At 66.6% G+C, this 14,859-nt stretch carries 13 protein-coding genes; 8 read left to right on the top strand and 5 right to left on the bottom strand.

Annotated elements, in window-relative coordinates:
- The first annotated feature begins 159 nt into the window (after positions 1–159).
- Positions 160–1,149: a M20/M25/M40 family metallo-hydrolase gene (locus ACYOEI_RS35045; RefSeq protein WP_462854902.1), complete on the top strand. Its 990-nt coding sequence runs from the start codon at positions 160–162 to the stop codon at positions 1,147–1,149.
- 155 nt (positions 1,150–1,304) lie between these two features.
- Here ACYOEI_RS35045 and ACYOEI_RS35040 read toward each other — a convergent pair whose 3' ends face one another.
- Positions 1,305–2,276, bottom strand: a complete 972-nt coding sequence (locus ACYOEI_RS35040) for an aldo/keto reductase (RefSeq protein WP_462854901.1) — start codon at positions 2,274–2,276, stop codon at positions 1,305–1,307.
- 489 nt (positions 2,277–2,765) lie between these two features.
- On the opposite strand from ACYOEI_RS35040, the gene ACYOEI_RS35035 reads away from it, so the two are divergent.
- The 4 genes from ACYOEI_RS35035 to eno all read left to right on the top strand — a co-directional run bounded on the left by ACYOEI_RS35035 (position 2,766) and on the right by eno (position 7,639).
- On the top strand, positions 2,766–3,605 hold the full coding sequence (locus ACYOEI_RS35035; RefSeq protein ID WP_462854900.1) for a hypothetical protein: 840 nt from the start codon (positions 2,766–2,768) through the stop codon (positions 3,603–3,605).
- A gap of 253 nt (positions 3,606–3,858) precedes the next feature.
- Positions 3,859–4,809 (top strand): DNA integrity scanning protein DisA nucleotide-binding domain protein, encoded by a 951-nt coding sequence (locus tag ACYOEI_RS35030; RefSeq protein WP_462854899.1) that lies wholly within the window; start codon positions 3,859–3,861, stop codon positions 4,807–4,809.
- Between the two features lie 102 nt (positions 4,810–4,911).
- Positions 4,912–5,712 carry a serine aminopeptidase domain-containing protein gene (locus ACYOEI_RS35025; protein ID WP_462854898.1) on the top strand — a complete coding sequence of 267 codons (801 nt, stop codon included), beginning with the start codon at positions 4,912–4,914 and terminating at the stop codon, positions 5,710–5,712.
- 652 nt (positions 5,713–6,364) lie between these two features.
- Positions 6,365–7,639 carry a phosphopyruvate hydratase gene (gene eno / locus ACYOEI_RS35020; RefSeq protein WP_462854897.1) on the top strand — a complete coding sequence of 425 codons (1,275 nt, stop codon included), beginning with the start codon at positions 6,365–6,367 and terminating at the stop codon, positions 7,637–7,639.
- Between the two features lie 253 nt (positions 7,640–7,892).
- Here the strand turns inward: eno and ACYOEI_RS35015 are convergent, their stop codons facing one another.
- The gene (locus ACYOEI_RS35015; protein ID WP_462854895.1) at positions 7,893–8,732 is read right to left on the bottom strand and encodes a response regulator; all 840 of its coding nucleotides are present in this window, start codon (positions 8,730–8,732) and stop codon (positions 7,893–7,895) included.
- 245 nt (positions 8,733–8,977) lie between these two features.
- Here ACYOEI_RS35015 and ACYOEI_RS35010 point away from each other — a divergent pair, with 245 nt between their 5' ends.
- From ACYOEI_RS35010 to ACYOEI_RS35000, 3 genes are all read left to right on the top strand, one after another.
- Positions 8,978–9,676 carry a MotA/TolQ/ExbB proton channel family protein gene (locus ACYOEI_RS35010; protein WP_462854894.1) on the top strand — a complete coding sequence of 233 codons (699 nt, stop codon included), beginning with the start codon at positions 8,978–8,980 and terminating at the stop codon, positions 9,674–9,676.
- A gap of 134 nt (positions 9,677–9,810) precedes the next feature.
- Positions 9,811–10,242, top strand: coding sequence for an ExbD/TolR family protein (locus tag ACYOEI_RS35005; protein WP_462854893.1), 432 nt, complete (start codon positions 9,811–9,813; stop codon positions 10,240–10,242).
- Between the two features lie 53 nt (positions 10,243–10,295).
- Positions 10,296–11,594, top strand: coding sequence for an ExbD/TolR family protein (locus tag ACYOEI_RS35000; protein ID WP_462854891.1), 1,299 nt, complete (start codon positions 10,296–10,298; stop codon positions 11,592–11,594).
- A gap of 76 nt (positions 11,595–11,670) precedes the next feature.
- On the opposite strand, the gene ACYOEI_RS34995 is transcribed toward ACYOEI_RS35000, so the two are convergent.
- From ACYOEI_RS34995 to ACYOEI_RS34985, 3 genes are all read right to left on the bottom strand, one after another.
- On the bottom strand, positions 11,671–12,297 hold the full coding sequence (locus ACYOEI_RS34995) for a hypothetical protein (RefSeq protein ID WP_462854890.1): 627 nt from the start codon (positions 12,295–12,297) through the stop codon (positions 11,671–11,673).
- 44 nt (positions 12,298–12,341) lie between these two features.
- Complete coding sequence (locus ACYOEI_RS34990; RefSeq protein ID WP_462854889.1) at positions 12,342–12,857, bottom strand: type II secretion system protein; 516 nt, start codon at positions 12,855–12,857, stop codon at positions 12,342–12,344.
- Between the two features lie 726 nt (positions 12,858–13,583).
- On the bottom strand, positions 13,584–14,672 hold the full coding sequence (locus ACYOEI_RS34985; protein WP_462854887.1) for a fatty acid desaturase family protein: 1,089 nt from the start codon (positions 14,670–14,672) through the stop codon (positions 13,584–13,586).
- Between the last annotated feature and the right edge of the window lie 187 nt (positions 14,673–14,859).

The raw sequence follows: 14,859 nt of genomic DNA, 5'->3' as shown, positions 1-14,859 counted from the left end.
GGGACCGGTTCTGAGTGTCTGACCAAACCCCGACGGACACCCCGATATATCCTCCATCCGAGATCGAGTGTAGGATCGGGACCCGTCGGGGTCGTCCGGGCGGATCGGAGTCCGCCCGGGGAAAGACCTGCACATCCGCCGTCGGAGACGGTTGTCACCATGAATCGGATCGTCGCTGCCATCGGCCTGGGCTCGGCCGCATGCCTCGGGCTCGCGTTCGTCGGGCACGCCCTCGCCACGGAGCCGCCCGCCGGCAAAGCCACCGTCGAGCGCCTGAAGGCCGACGTCTATTACCTCGCGTCGGACACGCTCGAAGGTCGAGGGATCGCCACGCCCGGCCTCGCGCTCGCGGCCCAGCATGTGCGCACGGAGTTCTCCCGCATCGGGCTGAAAGGAGGCGGCCAGGGCGGCGGTTACGATCAGCCGTTCCCGGCGGCCGGGACCACCGCGTCCAACGTGGTCGGTGTCGTCGAAGGCTCGGGCGACCTCGCGCACGAGACCATCATCGTCGGCGCGCACTACGACCACCTCGGCTACGGCCCCCGCGGCAACCAGGGTGGCGAATCTCGGCGAGGGCAAATCCACCGAGGCGCCGACGACAACGCGTCGGGCACGTCGGCGATGCTCGAGCTCGCCCGCCGCTTCGCCTCGAGCCGGGGCCCATCCCCTCGCCGTCGCCTCGTCTTCATCGCCTTCGGCGAAGAGGAGGCCGGCCTCGTCGGGAGCCGATACTACGCCTCGACGGCCCCCCTCTTCCCGATCAGGGACACGGTCGCCATGCTCAACTTCGACATGGTCGGCCGACTCCGCGGCGGCGAGCTCGGCGTCGCCGGCAACAAGACCGCCCGCGAGTTCGACGAACTCCTCGCCCTCGCCAACGCGAAGCCCTACGTCACCCTCCGCCTGGGCGGGGACGAACTCCCCGACGACAGCGACCACGCCCCGTTCCTCAAGGCCGGCATCCCCGTCCTCTACCTCTGCACCGGCGGACACGACGATCGCCACACCCCGGCCGACACCGCCGACAAGATCAACTTCGAAGGCCTCGCGACCGTCGTCGACTTCAGCCAAGCCGTCCTCAACCGACTGCTCGTCATGCCCCGGCCGACTTATCACCCTCGGACCAATAAGACCACCAACAACCCATAATCATTGCAACAAATCACAAATAAATCAACAATCAAAATTCACGACAAAGCCACAAAGGAATTCGGGAGAAGGTCCGAGTGCAAATTCTTTCTCTCGGGTTTCTCCCCTTTGTGCCTTTGTGGTGAAGAGTCCGCCCGATCAGAGATCGACGAAACTCAGGCGTCCTGGTGATCCCGGAAGAACTCGGCGAGAGACACCTTGGGCTCGGCCCCGATGGAGTCGGAGAGCCGCCGGCGTTCGGCATCGGACATCGGGGAGAAGGCGCGGGCGACGGCGATGTTCCGCTCGATGAACTCGGGCTTCGGCATGCCCAGGCTCGCCAGGCTGACGGGCAGCGACAGGGAATACGTGATGAGCTTCTCGATCGCGGCCGCGCCGATGATCTGATCCTGGCCGAAGACCTTCATGGCGATCACGCCCATCCCCTTCCGGACGGCGACCGGCAAGGCCAGCTCCTCGAACCCTCCCGAGGCCATGGGGGTCGCCTTCATCCCGCCTCGGCCGTCGACCATGCGGGCCATCGCGGCGTTGAGGGCCATCTGCGTGCAGTCGAAGTCGTGCCGCTCGAGGGCCGCCTTCAGGGCCTCGGGGGACGCGTGGCAGGTGATGCCGATGGCGCGCGTGACCTTCTGATCCCGGGCCTCGTAAATCGCCTTGAGGATGCCCTCGGGCTTCTCGATGGCGGCCAGGTCGTCGAGGCCCGCCAGGGCGTGGATGTGGAGAACGTCGAGGTGGTCGGTCTGCAACCGCTTCAGGCTCAGCTCGATCTGCCGTTTGGCGTCGTCGGCCGTCCTCGCCGAGAGCTTCGTCGCCAGGGTGATCTGCTCACGACGCTCCGGCATGAGCCGGCCGATCCGCTCCTCGCTCTTGCCGTCACCGTACGAGTGGGCGGTGTCGATGTACGTGATGCCAAGGTCCAGGGCCTTCGACAGGGCCTCGAGAGCCTTGTCCTCCTCCTTGTACATCAGGAACCGGCTCCCGGACCCGAACCCAAGGATCGAGACCTCGATACCGGTCTTGCCGAGCTTGCGCATCGGCAGTTTCCCGCCGTCCGCAGCCCCCAGCGCCGGGACGACCGCGGCCCCCGCGGCCGCCACCTGGAGGAACTGTCGCCTGGAGAAATCCATGATCGGTCCTCGCGATTCAGGTCGGGGAGCGGAGCACAGTGGGAATCCGGTGATGCTCCCACGACAAGGCCAGGGTCGTTACGAAGAAAAATAGGGACAGGGGATGGCAAGGCATATTTTGCGGTCCAACGGGCGTGAGACCTCCCGGCCCGACGAGACTCCGCGACGCAGTGGAATCCCAGGTCCATCTCCCTTCGTCCGCTGCAATAGCGGGAATCTCCCCTCGCGTTCGACCCTTCAAACAAGGAGTCTAACAGGAGCCGACCGAGTCAACCATCGCCCCCGGCCGCTTGAGGTCGCGAAGCGAGATCGATGGTCGAACGTTCCTGGTGATTCCGTCGTTTCGCGGAAATTTCGGCCGGGACTTGACGGCAGGCACACTAGCACGGGGGGCGGGCGGCCGTTAGACTCGTCGAATCCCGAACCTTGACCACGGATCCGAGGTTCGAGCCTCGCGAATTCGTCCCGAATGAGGAAGGAGATTCTCTGGTGCGCCGTTTCGCCATGATCGCCTTGTCGCTGTCGACGTTGCTCGGCCTGACCGCGACGACCCAGATGTATGCCCAGGACGCGGCGAAGGCCGAGCCCGCCAAGGCCGACGCCCCGAAGACCGAGGCTCCCAAGGCCGACGCCCCGAAGGCCGCCGAGCCGGCGAAGGCGGACACGGCCCCGCCGACGATCCCGCCGGAAGTCCAGGCCAAGCTCGAGGCCGCCCGACACGCCGTCGCCGAGGCGATCGTCGCCGCCCAGGACGCCGGGCTCGTCCACAGCACGATCGACCCGCCGCCGATCCTCGACATCCTGGTCTTCGGGTATGCCAACGATGAGCAAGCCCTGAAGGCCCGCACCGGCGTCAGCCCCGAAGTCTTCGGCGCCTGGTTCACCGACCACGGCACGCTCGCCGACATCGTCCCGCAGAAGGACGTCCGCATCATCCCGCCCTCGAACGGCCTCAAGGCCCTCTACGACGAGCGCAAGAGCATCCTGGCCCGCCACATCAAGGCCGTCCGCGATGCCAAGGCGCCCGCCGTGAAGCCCAAGGAAGAGCCCAAGAAGGAGGAGATGAAGAAGGAAGAGCCCAAGAAGGAAGAGCCCAAGAAGGAAGAACCGAAGCCCGAAGCGCCCAAGGAAGAGCCCAAGAAGGAAGAAGCCAAGCCCGAAGCGCCCAAGGAAGAGCCCAAGAAGGAAGAGGCCAAGCCCGAAGCGCCCAAGGCCGACGCCCCCAAGGCCGACGCCCCGAAGGCTGACGCCCCGAAGGAAGAGCCCAAGGCCGATGCCCCCAAGGCTGACGCCCCGAAGGAAGAGCCCAAGGCCGACGCCCCGAAGTAATCCGCCCGAGGGATCGTCGACTCACATCCGCCCCCCCGACCGCCCCGGACCGCCTGGCCCGAAGCGTTCGGATGGGGGCGGCTTCGTCTGGGGTCCTCCGAGATTTTCGAGCAGGCGTTGCCCGTCCCGGCCGCGTCCCATACAGTGTTGTCCTGCCGATCGCCAAAGGGAGTCGGGTGCGCGGACGAGACGCCGACGCTCCCGGCCGATCACGTCTCCCCGCCGACCGCCCTGACGAACGAGGCCCCCCTCCGTGACGCCGACCGTCTTGACCAAGGCGACGACGACCCTCCTGGCATTGGCCTGCGAGGCTGCGGAACGTTTGGGGACGACGGGAGTCCTGATCCTCCCCGAAGGGCCGATGGACTGGGAATCGGTCGCCTCCCTGGCCGACGGCGTCAGGATCCTGGTCGCGGCCTCCTCCGATAGACAGCTCGCCTCGATCCGCGAGGCGGGCCTGATCTCCATCGAGGTCGAGGACACCGACGCCGCCATCACCGAGCGGATCACGCTTGCGCTCATCGAGGCCGTCGCCAACGACCAACTCGCGGCGGGGGCCCGGGTCATCGTGGCCTACGCCGGATTCGAGGCCGAGGCGCTCGACTCGTTGACCGTCGTCCGGCTCGGCGAACACCTCGAAAGGCTCAGCTCGCGCGACTTGCGGGCGCTGGAGACCTCCGTCCCGTTCGAGACCTTGAAGGCCGTCGTCGACGTCGCCGTCGAGATCGGACGAGAAGGGCGCGAGGGGAAAACAGTCGGCACCCTGATCGTCGTCGGCGACGTCCGCAACGTCCTCGCCAAGGCCAGGGCCCTCGGCTTCGACCCGTTCAAGGGGTACCGGCGCAAGGAGCGCAACCTCCGCGACACCCGCGTCCGGGAGGCGATCAAGGAGATCGCCCAGATGGACGGCGCCTTCGTCGTCGCCCGCGACGGCACCGTCGAGGCCGCCTGCCGGATCATCGACGCCCCGAATACCGGGCTGACCCTCCCCAAGGGACTCGGCACCCGCCACTGGGCCGCCGCCGCGATCACGAACGTCACGAACGCCCTGGCCGTCGTCGTCAGCCAGTCGACCGGCACCGTCCGCCTGTTTCAGAAGGGCGAGATCATCCTCCGGATCGCCCCGATGCGCCACGCACGCGCCATGAAATGGCACGACTCCGAGAGCGAGCCCGCGCCGTATCGCCAGGAGAAGGGATCTTGAGCCTCAGGCGGGCACGGCCCTTCGAAGTTGCCGGGCTCCGTCCTAGAATTGACACGTGTCGATCGTCTCCACCGCGATCCTCGCGAGCGAAGTCGAATTCCCATGCTCTACTCCTGGCTGGTGAAGCGTGTCTTCCAGTCCCTCTACGGTGAGCCGCCCGACCTCTCGGCCGAGCGTGACGGGCGAGGGCTCGTGCTGGTGGCCGACGGCGTGGGTGGGCTAGACCTTTGCGGGACGGGGCTCCGGTACGTGATGGGCGCCCTGAAGGTGCCGTACGCCGTTCGGGTCGTCTCGTGGGGGCACGGGCTCGGCCACTGGCACGCCGACCTGACGAATACCGAGAACCGCGACCGCCGTGCCCGGCAGATCGCCGAGGCGGCGACCGCATTCCGCGAGTCGAGGCCTGGCGACCCCGTCTTCCTCGTCGGCAAGTCCGGCGGAACGGGAGTCGTCGCCAAGGCCCTCGAGCTCTTACCCGAAGACACGGTCGAAGCCGTGGTCCTCCTCTCGCCGGCCCTTTCACCGGGCTACGACCTGTCGCGGGCCCTCGGCGCCGTCCGCCGCGAGATGGTCGTCTTCTGGTCCCCGCTGGACCTCATCGTCCTGGGGGTGGGGACGAAGGTCTTCGGGACGATCGACCGGATCAAGAGCGTCAGCGCGGGGCTGGTCGGCTTCCGGCCGCCTCCCAACCTCGACGACGCCGGGCGGGCCCGTTATGCCAAACTCCGGCAGGTCCGATGGCGGACGGAGATGGCAAGCACCGGCTATCTCGGCGGTCACGTCGGGCCGGACATCCCGGCCTTCCTGAGGAAATACGTCGTGCCGGTCCTGCGGGTCATCGACCCTCCCGATGTTGAATCGGGCTCGATGTCAAGCTGGCCGCGCGAGGCGCCGATAACCTAATGGCCCGGGGTGAGCGGTGTCCAAGACAACGCAAACACCCCCGGCTACCACCCGAGAGCAAGATCCGGCCCATCACGGCCGGTTCCTCATCCTGAAGACATGGTCAGGGACTTGAGAGCGTATGGGCCGAGGCCCGGTCGAAGGGCCCCGGCCCGTCCGCTCTCCCGTTTCGGCCGAGTGGACACGAGAACTGGCACCGTGAGGCTTCAACGCGCGGCGGTCTCCGCCCTTTTCCAAGGAGCCTGCCAACTAACCCTGCCCCCCAACACCGAGGGGCGGGACCGCCTCGCGCTTGAGTCCCTCTCGCCGACTCGACGAGACCACTCCCCTGCCGGCTTGACCTCGGCACCGGGAAACTGATAGGACAAGGGGCGAATCGTCGCTCCGGCGTCGCGTCGAAAGCCTTCGGGATCGATGGATCCTCCGGAGGTCGAGGTGCTGCCGAGAATCCGAAGGCGACGGAGGTCGTGAGCCGCGGCCCCTCCCCCCCCTTCTTCGTGGGCCGGCGCCCGAGTACGACACCGAACGCCGGAGGCGACCGCCGGCAATTCCCATCCTTCGGGAGGGCTTACCCGCCCCTCCTGCGGATCGGAACAAACCCTGGGCTTCTACTTTATACGCTCTCCGAGATGAGAGGAGTCGTGACGCAACGATGAGTACGCACCCCGCCCCGATCGCCGCAGTCCGAGGCCGAGAGATCCTGGACAGCCGAGGCAACCCGACCGTCGAGGTCGATGTCGTCCTCGCCGACGGGACGATCGGCCGAGCGGCCGTCCCCTCCGGTGCCAGCACCGGCGCCCACGAGGCGGTCGAGCTCCGCGACGGCGACAAGAAGCGCTATCTCGGCAAGGGCGTGACCCAGGCCGTCCAGAACGTGAACACCGCCCTGGCCAAGGCCGCGATCGACCGCGACCCGAGCGACCAGGTCGGCCTCGACGCCGCCCTGCTCGCCGCCGACGGGACCGAGAACAAGGGCAAGCTCGGCGCCAACGCGATCCTCGGCGTCTCGCTCGCCGCCGCCAAGGCGGCCGCCGCCTCGCACAAGCTCCCGCTCTACCGCTACCTCGGCGGCGCCAACGCCCGGGTCCTTCCCGTGCCCCTCATGAACATCCTCAACGGCGGCGCCCACGCCGACAATAACGTCGATGTTCAGGAGTTCATGATCGTCCCCTCCGGAGCCCCCAGCTTCCGCGAGGCTCTTCGCTGCGGCGCCGAGATCTTCCACAACCTCAAGGCGGTGCTCAAGGCCAAAGGCCTGAACACATCCGTCGGCGACGAGGGGGGCTTCGCCCCCAACCTCAAGAGCAACGAGGAGGCCATCGAGGTCATCCTCCAGGCGATCGACAAGGCCGGCTATGGCGCCGGCAAGGACGTCTTCCTCGCGCTCGACGTCGCCTCCACCGAGTTCTTCAAGGACGGCGTCTACACCCTCGAGAACGAGAAGCAGCCCAAGAAGACCCCCGAGCAGATGGTCGAGTTCCTCGCCTCGTGGGCCCGCCAGTACCCGATCCGCTCGATCGAGGACGGCTGCGCCGAGGACGACTGGAAGGGCTGGAAGCTCCTGACCGAGGCCATCGGCGACACCGTGCAGCTCGTCGGCGACGACCTGTTCGTCACCAACACCAAACGGCTCCAGCTCGGCATCGACGGCGGGATCGGCAACAGCATCCTCGTGAAGGTCAACCAGATCGGCTCGCTGACCGAAACCTTCGAGGCGATCGAGCTCGCGCAGCGGAACCGCTACACGGCCATCATCAGCCACCGGTCGGGCGAGACCGAGGACTCGACGATCGCCGACATCGCCGTCGCCACCAACGCCGGCCAGATCAAGACCGGCAGCGCCTCGCGTTCGGACCGCATCGCCAAGTACAACCAGCTCCTCCGCATCGAGGAAGAGCTCGGCTCCAACGCCCGCTACGGCAAGTAATCCCCACCCACGCAGTGCCGAGCCGGTCCCACCCGACCGGCTCGACCGCGTCTCTTCCACGGTCCTGGATGAGATCCACATCCGCACCGGACCGTTCCCACCCCTCCCCCGGTGGGTGGGGCTCTCCTGCCCCGCTCGCGCGGTGCCCACCCTTCAAGATGACACGTGAGCACGTCGACATCCGGAGAGGGGTTGTCGGCTCGAAAGCGTCAGAAACCCGGTTCCAGAAAAAACCGGGTCTCGGGACGGCCCCTCAGTCCATCTTCTTTTCAAACCGCTTGATGAGCGTGACTTCGTTCCCGACGTCGTTGTAGTGGAACTCGTCGACGAGGCCCTTGGCGAGCATGATGCCGAAGCCCCCTTCGCGAATGCCGAGTTCGTTGCGGACGTCGAGGTGGCCGATGGGGTCGTCTTCGGAGGCGGCGTGGGGGATCTTGCCGGGGTTGAAGCCGGGCCCCTGGTCGCGAATGATCAGGGTCACGGCGTCGGGGTCGATCCGATAGGTGATCTGGAGGACCAACTCGGCGTTCTTCCGGTGACCCCACTCGATGGCGTTGCCCCCCATCTCCATGACGGCCTGCCTCAGGTCCTTGACCTGGCGCTCGGTCAGGGGGGTGTGCGCGTAGAGGTCGGCCAGGAGGTCGTTGACCTGCTGGAGGTAGCCCGCCTCGCTCCGGACATCGAAGCGGATCTCGCCGTGGGTGCCGAGGGTTTCGTGTTCGTGCCGCCAGGCCAGGGCGGTGTCGATCGCCTTGAAGAGCTGGTCGGGGGTAAAAGGCTTGGTGAGGTAGCCGTTCGCCCCGACGCGGACGCCGGCGGCGCGATGGCTCGCGTCATGCAAGGCCGTGACCATGATGACCGGGATCAGGTTGGTCTCGCGATCGCGCTTGAGCTGGTCGCAGACCGCGAACCCGTCGATGTCCGGCAGCATGAGGTCGAGCAGGATCACGCTAGGCGCATGCTCTCGGACGGCGGCGGCGACCTGTGAGCCCGTATAGAGCTGGATCGGCTCGAAGTCGCGAGCCTGGACCAGCGTGGCCAGGATCTCATTGGTGTCGCGCTCATCGTCGACGATCAGCACGGTACGCGGCATGGGCAAGGACTCGGAGGGTGACGGCGATTCGGTTCGCGTCCGGCGGCCCCTTTTATCGCATTGTCGCGCGCCGACGGGCACCTGGCAAGGCATTGGACGGCCCTAGGCCAAGACTCCCTTGCGAGACGGGGCTCGGGCACGAAATAATGACTCTCGGCTTCGCCCCGTTCGGGGACGATCAGGCCTCCCCTTCGTCCCCCGGACTTCCGTGCGGCTCCGCGGAGTCGTTCGCCTGGAACCCTTCCATGGATCTGACCATCAAGATCATCGAGGCCTTCGGCTACGTCATCTACGCGGCCCTGGCCTTGCTCGCCGTCTGGGGCGTCTACAACGCGATCTTGCTGTACCGCAGCCTCGCCAAGAAGTCAATCGGCCAGCGTGCGCCGAACTTCCTCGATCAAGTCCGCGAGCTCTTAAAGGCGGGCAAATCCGATGCCGCCGCCGCGGTCGCCCAGGGCCCCCCTTACTGGCACACGGCGCTCGCGCAGCTCGTGGCCGTCGCGCTCAAGAATCGCGACAAAGGGATTCCCAAGATCAAGCAAATCCTCGTCATGGAGTTCCATACCGAGGTCATCGCGGGGATGGAGAACCGCCTCGCCTCGATCTCGACGATCGTGCGGATGGGCCCCCTGCTCGGCCTCCTCGGCACGGTGGCGAGCATGATCGGAGCGTTCGGCCGGATCGGCGGCTCGGAGAAGGTCAACGCGAACGCCCTGGCCAACGACATCAGCCTCGCGCTCTGGGCCACCGGCGCCGGGCTCCTCATCGCCACCCCGATGATGATCGCGGGAAACGACATCCACGCCAAGCTCCGTCGACTCCGCGACCGGACCGAACGCCAACTCCAGGACTTCCTCGAGATCCTCGAGTCCACCGAGGATCCGGCCCGACGCTCCGGCCCCGGCTCCCGCTCCGGCACCCATCGGGCCGTCCTGCCCCGCTGACGCCCCGCCCGCGAATCGGCGGGCCGCGAGACCACGGCCCCTCAAAATCACGCGAATTTCGCTAATGCTCATCCGAGCATATAATCGCCGTCGGGCCTGCCCGGACGACTCGAACCGCCCCTGGACCCTCGACCATGCTCCTCCGCCGGCAAGCGAATGAAGAGCGCGACGAGCACATCGACATGACCCCGATGGTCGACGTGGTCTTCCAGCTCATGACCTTCATGCTCTTCTCGGTCCAGATGACGGGGGGCGAGAAGGTCGACATCCCCCCGGCGCGACACGGGGTCGGCGTGGAGGAGTCGGCCGCGACCTTCCTGACGATGCTGAAGCCCCAGGCGCCCGGCGGCGAGCCTCGGGTGGTGATCGGCAACGGCGACGGCCCCCCCGCGAGCCCCGACCAGATCCGCAAGGCCGTGGCCGATGGGATCAAGGAAGGGCGCCGCAAGGTCGTCCTCCAGGCCGACGGCGGCGTCGCTCACGGCGAGGTCCTGAAATTGGCCGCGACGGTGACCGAGATCGAGGGCGTCACCCTCCACATCGGCGTCCAAGAGGCGCCTCACTAAAACTCGACCGACCGACCGACCGACCGAGGCAAGAAGATCGCGGAGGCGAGACTTTGGCCACCTGGGACGTATTCCACGCCGATCGCCTGGAAGTCGAGCGATCTCTGAGCACCGACGACGTCCGAGCGGCCCTCGACCAGGGGGACCTCAACGACGACGACCTGATCCGGCCCGCCGGCACCGCCACCCCCTGGACCCGGATCGGCGACTTCCCGGCCCTCTTCGACACGGAACCCGTGCCCGAGCCCGAGCCGAGCGCGCCAACGCCGCCTCCGCCACCTCGGGTCTCCGCACCGCCTCCGCCGCCCCAGCCCTTCGAGTCGTCTCAGGAACTGCCGTCGTGGGCATCGCCCCTGCCACCACTGGCGGAGCCGGAGCCGACTCCTCCGACGCCCCCTCTCTCCGCACCGCCATCTCAGGAACTGCCGTCGTGGGCGTCGCCCCTGCCCCCACTGGCGGAGCCGGAGCCGATTGCCCCGCCGCTCTTCCCCTCCGCGCCGCCGTCCCAGGAGCTACCGTCCTGGGCGTCTCCACTGCCCCCGACTCCGGCGCCAAACCCTCGGCCCACCTCGCAAACGCCTCCGGTTCAACCCTCTCGAGCCCCAGTCCCGCCCCCGGCCGCGAAATCTCCTCCGCAGGCACCTCCTCCCCCGCCGCTCTACCTCGCTCCCACGATCGAGGACTTCGAGCCACCGTCGTTCCCCGACGCCTTCGACGAGGAGGATGAAGAGGAAGAGGGATTCCCGATTATCCGCGACCTCCCCGAGGACGACGAGCCGATCCTCCTCGGGGACGACGAATCCGAGGACGACGCCGAGGACGAGTACGATCCCCAGGAAGAAGACGAGGAAGCGGCCGAGTTCACCCTCTCGCGGAGGTCGGCCGAGACCATCGAGGAGCTCGACCTCGCGGCGATGGTCGACGTCGCCTTCCAACTCGTGCTCTTCTTCCTCGTCACGGCGACGAGCGTGCTCTACAAGAGCCTCGAGGTCCCCAAGCCGAACCCCGACAGCCCCGCGGCAGCCGCCACACAGGGACGGTCGAAGACCATCGACGAGTTGAAGGACGACTACATCCTCGTCGAGATCGACCCCGCCGGCGCCATGAAGATCGACCGCGAACCGGTCGCCGCCGAGATGGACAAGATCGTCGAGCGCCTTCGCTCCGCACGCGAGGCGACCCATCGCAAGTCGATGCTGCTTACCGCCGACTTCGTGACCCCGCACCGCAGCGCCGTGCTCGCCTACGACGCGGCCAACGAGATCGGCCTGGGCATCGCCATCGCCCGCCCCTCGGGCGACGAGCCGGCGAAAGCCCCGGCCGCCGCCCCGAAGAAAGCCGCTCCGGGTTGAGACAACCCACGACGGCAAAAGTCGGGAAGGATTCACCACACTTTGTGGTGAATCCTTCCCGACTCTCTCTGGGAAGTTAGAGCCCGAGCTGCCTCCGCCGGTCACGCATGGCGGTCCGGAACGCCGATTCTTGGCCGCGATCGGTGGCAGACGACTGGTCGAGCCGGTTGCGCTGCTGTTGCCCCCGCTGTTCAGGCGACATGTTGCCTCCTCGGCCGCCCGGGCCGCCACCGCCAGGCCCGCCGTTCCCCCGACCGAAGCCATTATTCCCGGCCAGGTTGTTGTTCCCCCCCTTGGTGTTGGCCTTCTTGGTGTTGGCGGTCTTCGTATTGGCTTTCTTCGCGTTGGCCGCTCGGGCCCTCGCGAAGTTCTTCCGCCGCTCCCGCTCGTTCTTGATCATCTTGTCGAGGTAGGCGATCTGCTCTTTGGGCGAGAGCTTGAAGTATTCTTCCAGCATCTTCTTATGACCCGCCTGGAAGACCTGCCGGCGCTCCGATGGCGAGAGCGACTCGAGCTTGGCCTTCAACTGGTCCCGGATCTCCTTGCCCTCACCGGGGGCCAGGTCGCGGACCTGCTCGGCCAAGAGGCGGGCCTGGTCGACGTTGGTCGAGGCGAAGAGGGCCTGATACAGGAAGAAGAGGCCGAACAGGGTGGCCGAGGAGACGCCGACGGCCTGCAGGCGGCGTTTGGTGCTGGTCGTCATCGCTTGATCTCCTGGTGGCGAAGGTTGGTTTTGGGGTGGGATGATCAGTACGGCACGGCATGGCCATCGAGGTAGAGCGCGTTCCGCGACTTGGCGCCGTTCGGCCCGTGGAAGGGGTCGTAGTCGAACAGGATGAGCACGTTCGAGCTGGGGCGCCTCCGCGTGAGCCTCACCCGAGTCTTGCCGTAAAGCCTCGTCTGATACTCATAGCTGATGCGTTCGGTAGGAAAATACTTGTTATCGACCGGACAACGGAAGACCCCCTCGTTCCTCTCGATGAACGGGCCGATCGCCGTATTCAGGCTGGGATAGGTCGGGGTGAGTGACGGCATCTGGGCCGCATACGGGAGGTAATCGCTGTTGAGATCCATGTACATATTGAGCGCCAGGCCGATCTGCTTCATCTGCGAGAGGCACTGCGTCCGGTTCGCCGCCGCCCGGACGTTCTGCACGGCCGGCAGCAGGAGGGCCACGAGCAGGCCGATGATCGAGATCACCACCAAGAGTTCGATGAGCGTGAATCCCAGCCGCGGGCGGCGTCCCAGGTCCGGCGTGCGCATATCAAGGCACTCCCCTAACGAAGGCCCGTCGCGCAAGGCGGCGGGTTGGGTGCGAAAGAATCGCGTCAATGACGGTAGGTCGTGGTGCCGGCCGCCAAAGGACGAAATCCTTGGCGGGCTCATGTCGAGGCGAATCCGGGCCAGGGACCATCCCGGCCGGTCTCTCAACCATTGCGAAGTCGGTGCCGGTCGGTGAACGGCGTCCAGTCGAGCCCTGTTGCCGGGGCAACGGCCTCGTTCACCCCACTCCTCACAGTAGCGTCATTACGGTGTCGGATGTCCCAACTTTCATCGCAAGGATGGAACCGCTTTTTTCGGCGTCCTCCGCGACCATAGCGAAAAGCCCCCGACATCGGCATAGGACCGTGTCCCGGCCGAGGTTCGAGCATTTCTCAATCGGTGTCGGCCTCGAGATTCGGACCCGAATGCGGGCCGTGCAAGTCGACCGCGAGCCGCTCCAGGCGGTTTCGCCGAAGCGAACCCCGCGCGTCGACCTTGCGCCTTCGTCTCGGCATTGCTACGGGAAGCAAATCAAATCGATAATGTGAACGACTGTTAAGAGAAGGGCTACGCCTGCAGAGGCATCGAGGTGAGGGACGGCGATAAGGAGAGGCTCCGGGACATCTTCGACCCCAACCACTCGACGTTCGGGAACCCAGCCTGGTGGCGGGGCTCCCGAATCCGAATGAATCAAGGAAACAGCCGACGTCGTCGTCGGCTACGTAGTCAGGAGACCAGGGCCGGTTCCGGGCGGCCGAGCCGGCGGAGCCAACGGACGTGGGAGACTACCGCGCGGGCGACGGTCGGGTGGGTCTGATAGGGGATGCCGAACTCCCGGCAGGTCTCCTCGACGATCGGCGAGAGCGCCGGGTAGTGGACGTGGCAGACCTTCGGGAAGAGGTGGTGCTCGATCTGGTAGTTCAAGCCGCCGAGATACCACGTCAGGAACGGGTTCCTCGGCGCGAAGTTGGCCGTGGTCCGGACCTGATGCTCGGCCCAGCCCACCGTCAACGCGGCCTCGGGCCGCTCGACCGTCACGATCTCGGCCTCGTCGACGCAGTGCGCGAGTTGGAAGACGGTGGTCAGCACCACCCCGAGTGTGAACGTCGTGAACACATAAACCCCGAAGACCGCCCAGGCCGGGTGCAGGAGCAACGGCAGCACCATCGACCACGCATAAAAGAAGACCTTTCCGGCCAGGGTCCCGGCCAACGCCCAACGGCTGGGCTTCGGGAAGGGGAGCCCGCTGATGTGGCCGTTCGCCAGGTCGCGATAGTCGGCCCAGAACTGCCAGTTGACCGGCAACAGGCCGTAGAGGAACCAAATATAAACGTGCTGGTAGCGATGATACCAGCGCAAGGGTTTGTCCGGCGCGAGCCTGAGGAACGGCTCGAGCTCCACGTCCACGTCTACGCCCGAGATGTTCGTATACGTGTGGTGAATAATATTGTGCTTCCAGTACCAGATGAACGAACTCCCGCCGATCAGGTCGAGCGAGACGCTGAAGAGCCGGTTCACCCACTTGTTCTGCGAATATCCGCCGTGGTTGGCGTCGTGCTGGACGCTGAAACCGATCCCCGCCATCCCCAGGGCCAGGCAGGCCGCCAGGGGCAAGGCCTGCCACCAGGCGTCGGCCACGAACATCAGCAGCAGGTACGACCCCGCCGTCCAGGTCAAGATCACCGCCGACTTGGCGTACATCCACGCGGCGTCGCGCGGCGAAATCTTCACATTCTCGAAATACGCGGCGGCTCGGCGCTTCAACTCGCCGTGGAAGGCCCCGGAGCCCGGGAAACGAACCCGTATCGGTTCCAAAGAGATCCCCTTCGGATGGAAAGACCGGACGACGATCGGGTCGTCGCCCTTGCCGTTCGAGATCGCCCATCGGGAGGGGGGGACAGGCCATCCCGGAGAGGGCCCTTCGGGCGTGCGCCACGCTCACGCCCGTTTTCCCAGCCCCCGCGTCGCTCGGGACGTCGCGACACTGCGGCCCGGGCACGCT

Source organism: Singulisphaera rosea (assembly GCF_054877945.1).
Note: the sequence above shows the minus strand (reverse complement) of the source record. Positions and strands in the feature narration are given on the sequence as shown.

Bases quoted from the DNA above. Each gene is read 5' to 3' on its own strand.
- ACYOEI_RS35045 (WP_462854902.1), top strand. From the start codon at position 160: ATGAATCGGATCGTCGCTGCCATCGGCCTGGGCTCGGCCGCATGCCTC.
- ACYOEI_RS35040 (WP_462854901.1), bottom strand. From the start codon at position 2,276: ATGGATTTCTCCAGGCGACAGTTCCTCCAGGTGGCGGCCGCGGGGGCC.
- ACYOEI_RS35025 (WP_462854898.1), top strand. From the start codon at position 4,912: ATGCTCTACTCCTGGCTGGTGAAGCGTGTCTTCCAGTCCCTCTACGGT.
- eno (WP_462854897.1), top strand. From the start codon at position 6,365: ATGAGTACGCACCCCGCCCCGATCGCCGCAGTCCGAGGCCGAGAGATC.
- ACYOEI_RS35015 (WP_462854895.1), bottom strand. From the start codon at position 8,732: ATGCCGCGTACCGTGCTGATCGTCGACGATGAGCGCGACACCAATGAG.
- ACYOEI_RS35010 (WP_462854894.1), top strand. From the start codon at position 8,978: ATGGATCTGACCATCAAGATCATCGAGGCCTTCGGCTACGTCATCTAC.
- ACYOEI_RS35005 (WP_462854893.1), top strand. From the start codon at position 9,811: ATGCTCCTCCGCCGGCAAGCGAATGAAGAGCGCGACGAGCACATCGAC.
- ACYOEI_RS34995 (WP_462854890.1), bottom strand. From the start codon at position 12,297: ATGACGACCAGCACCAAACGCCGCCTGCAGGCCGTCGGCGTCTCCTCG.
- ACYOEI_RS34990 (WP_462854889.1), bottom strand. From the start codon at position 12,857: ATGCGCACGCCGGACCTGGGACGCCGCCCGCGGCTGGGATTCACGCTC.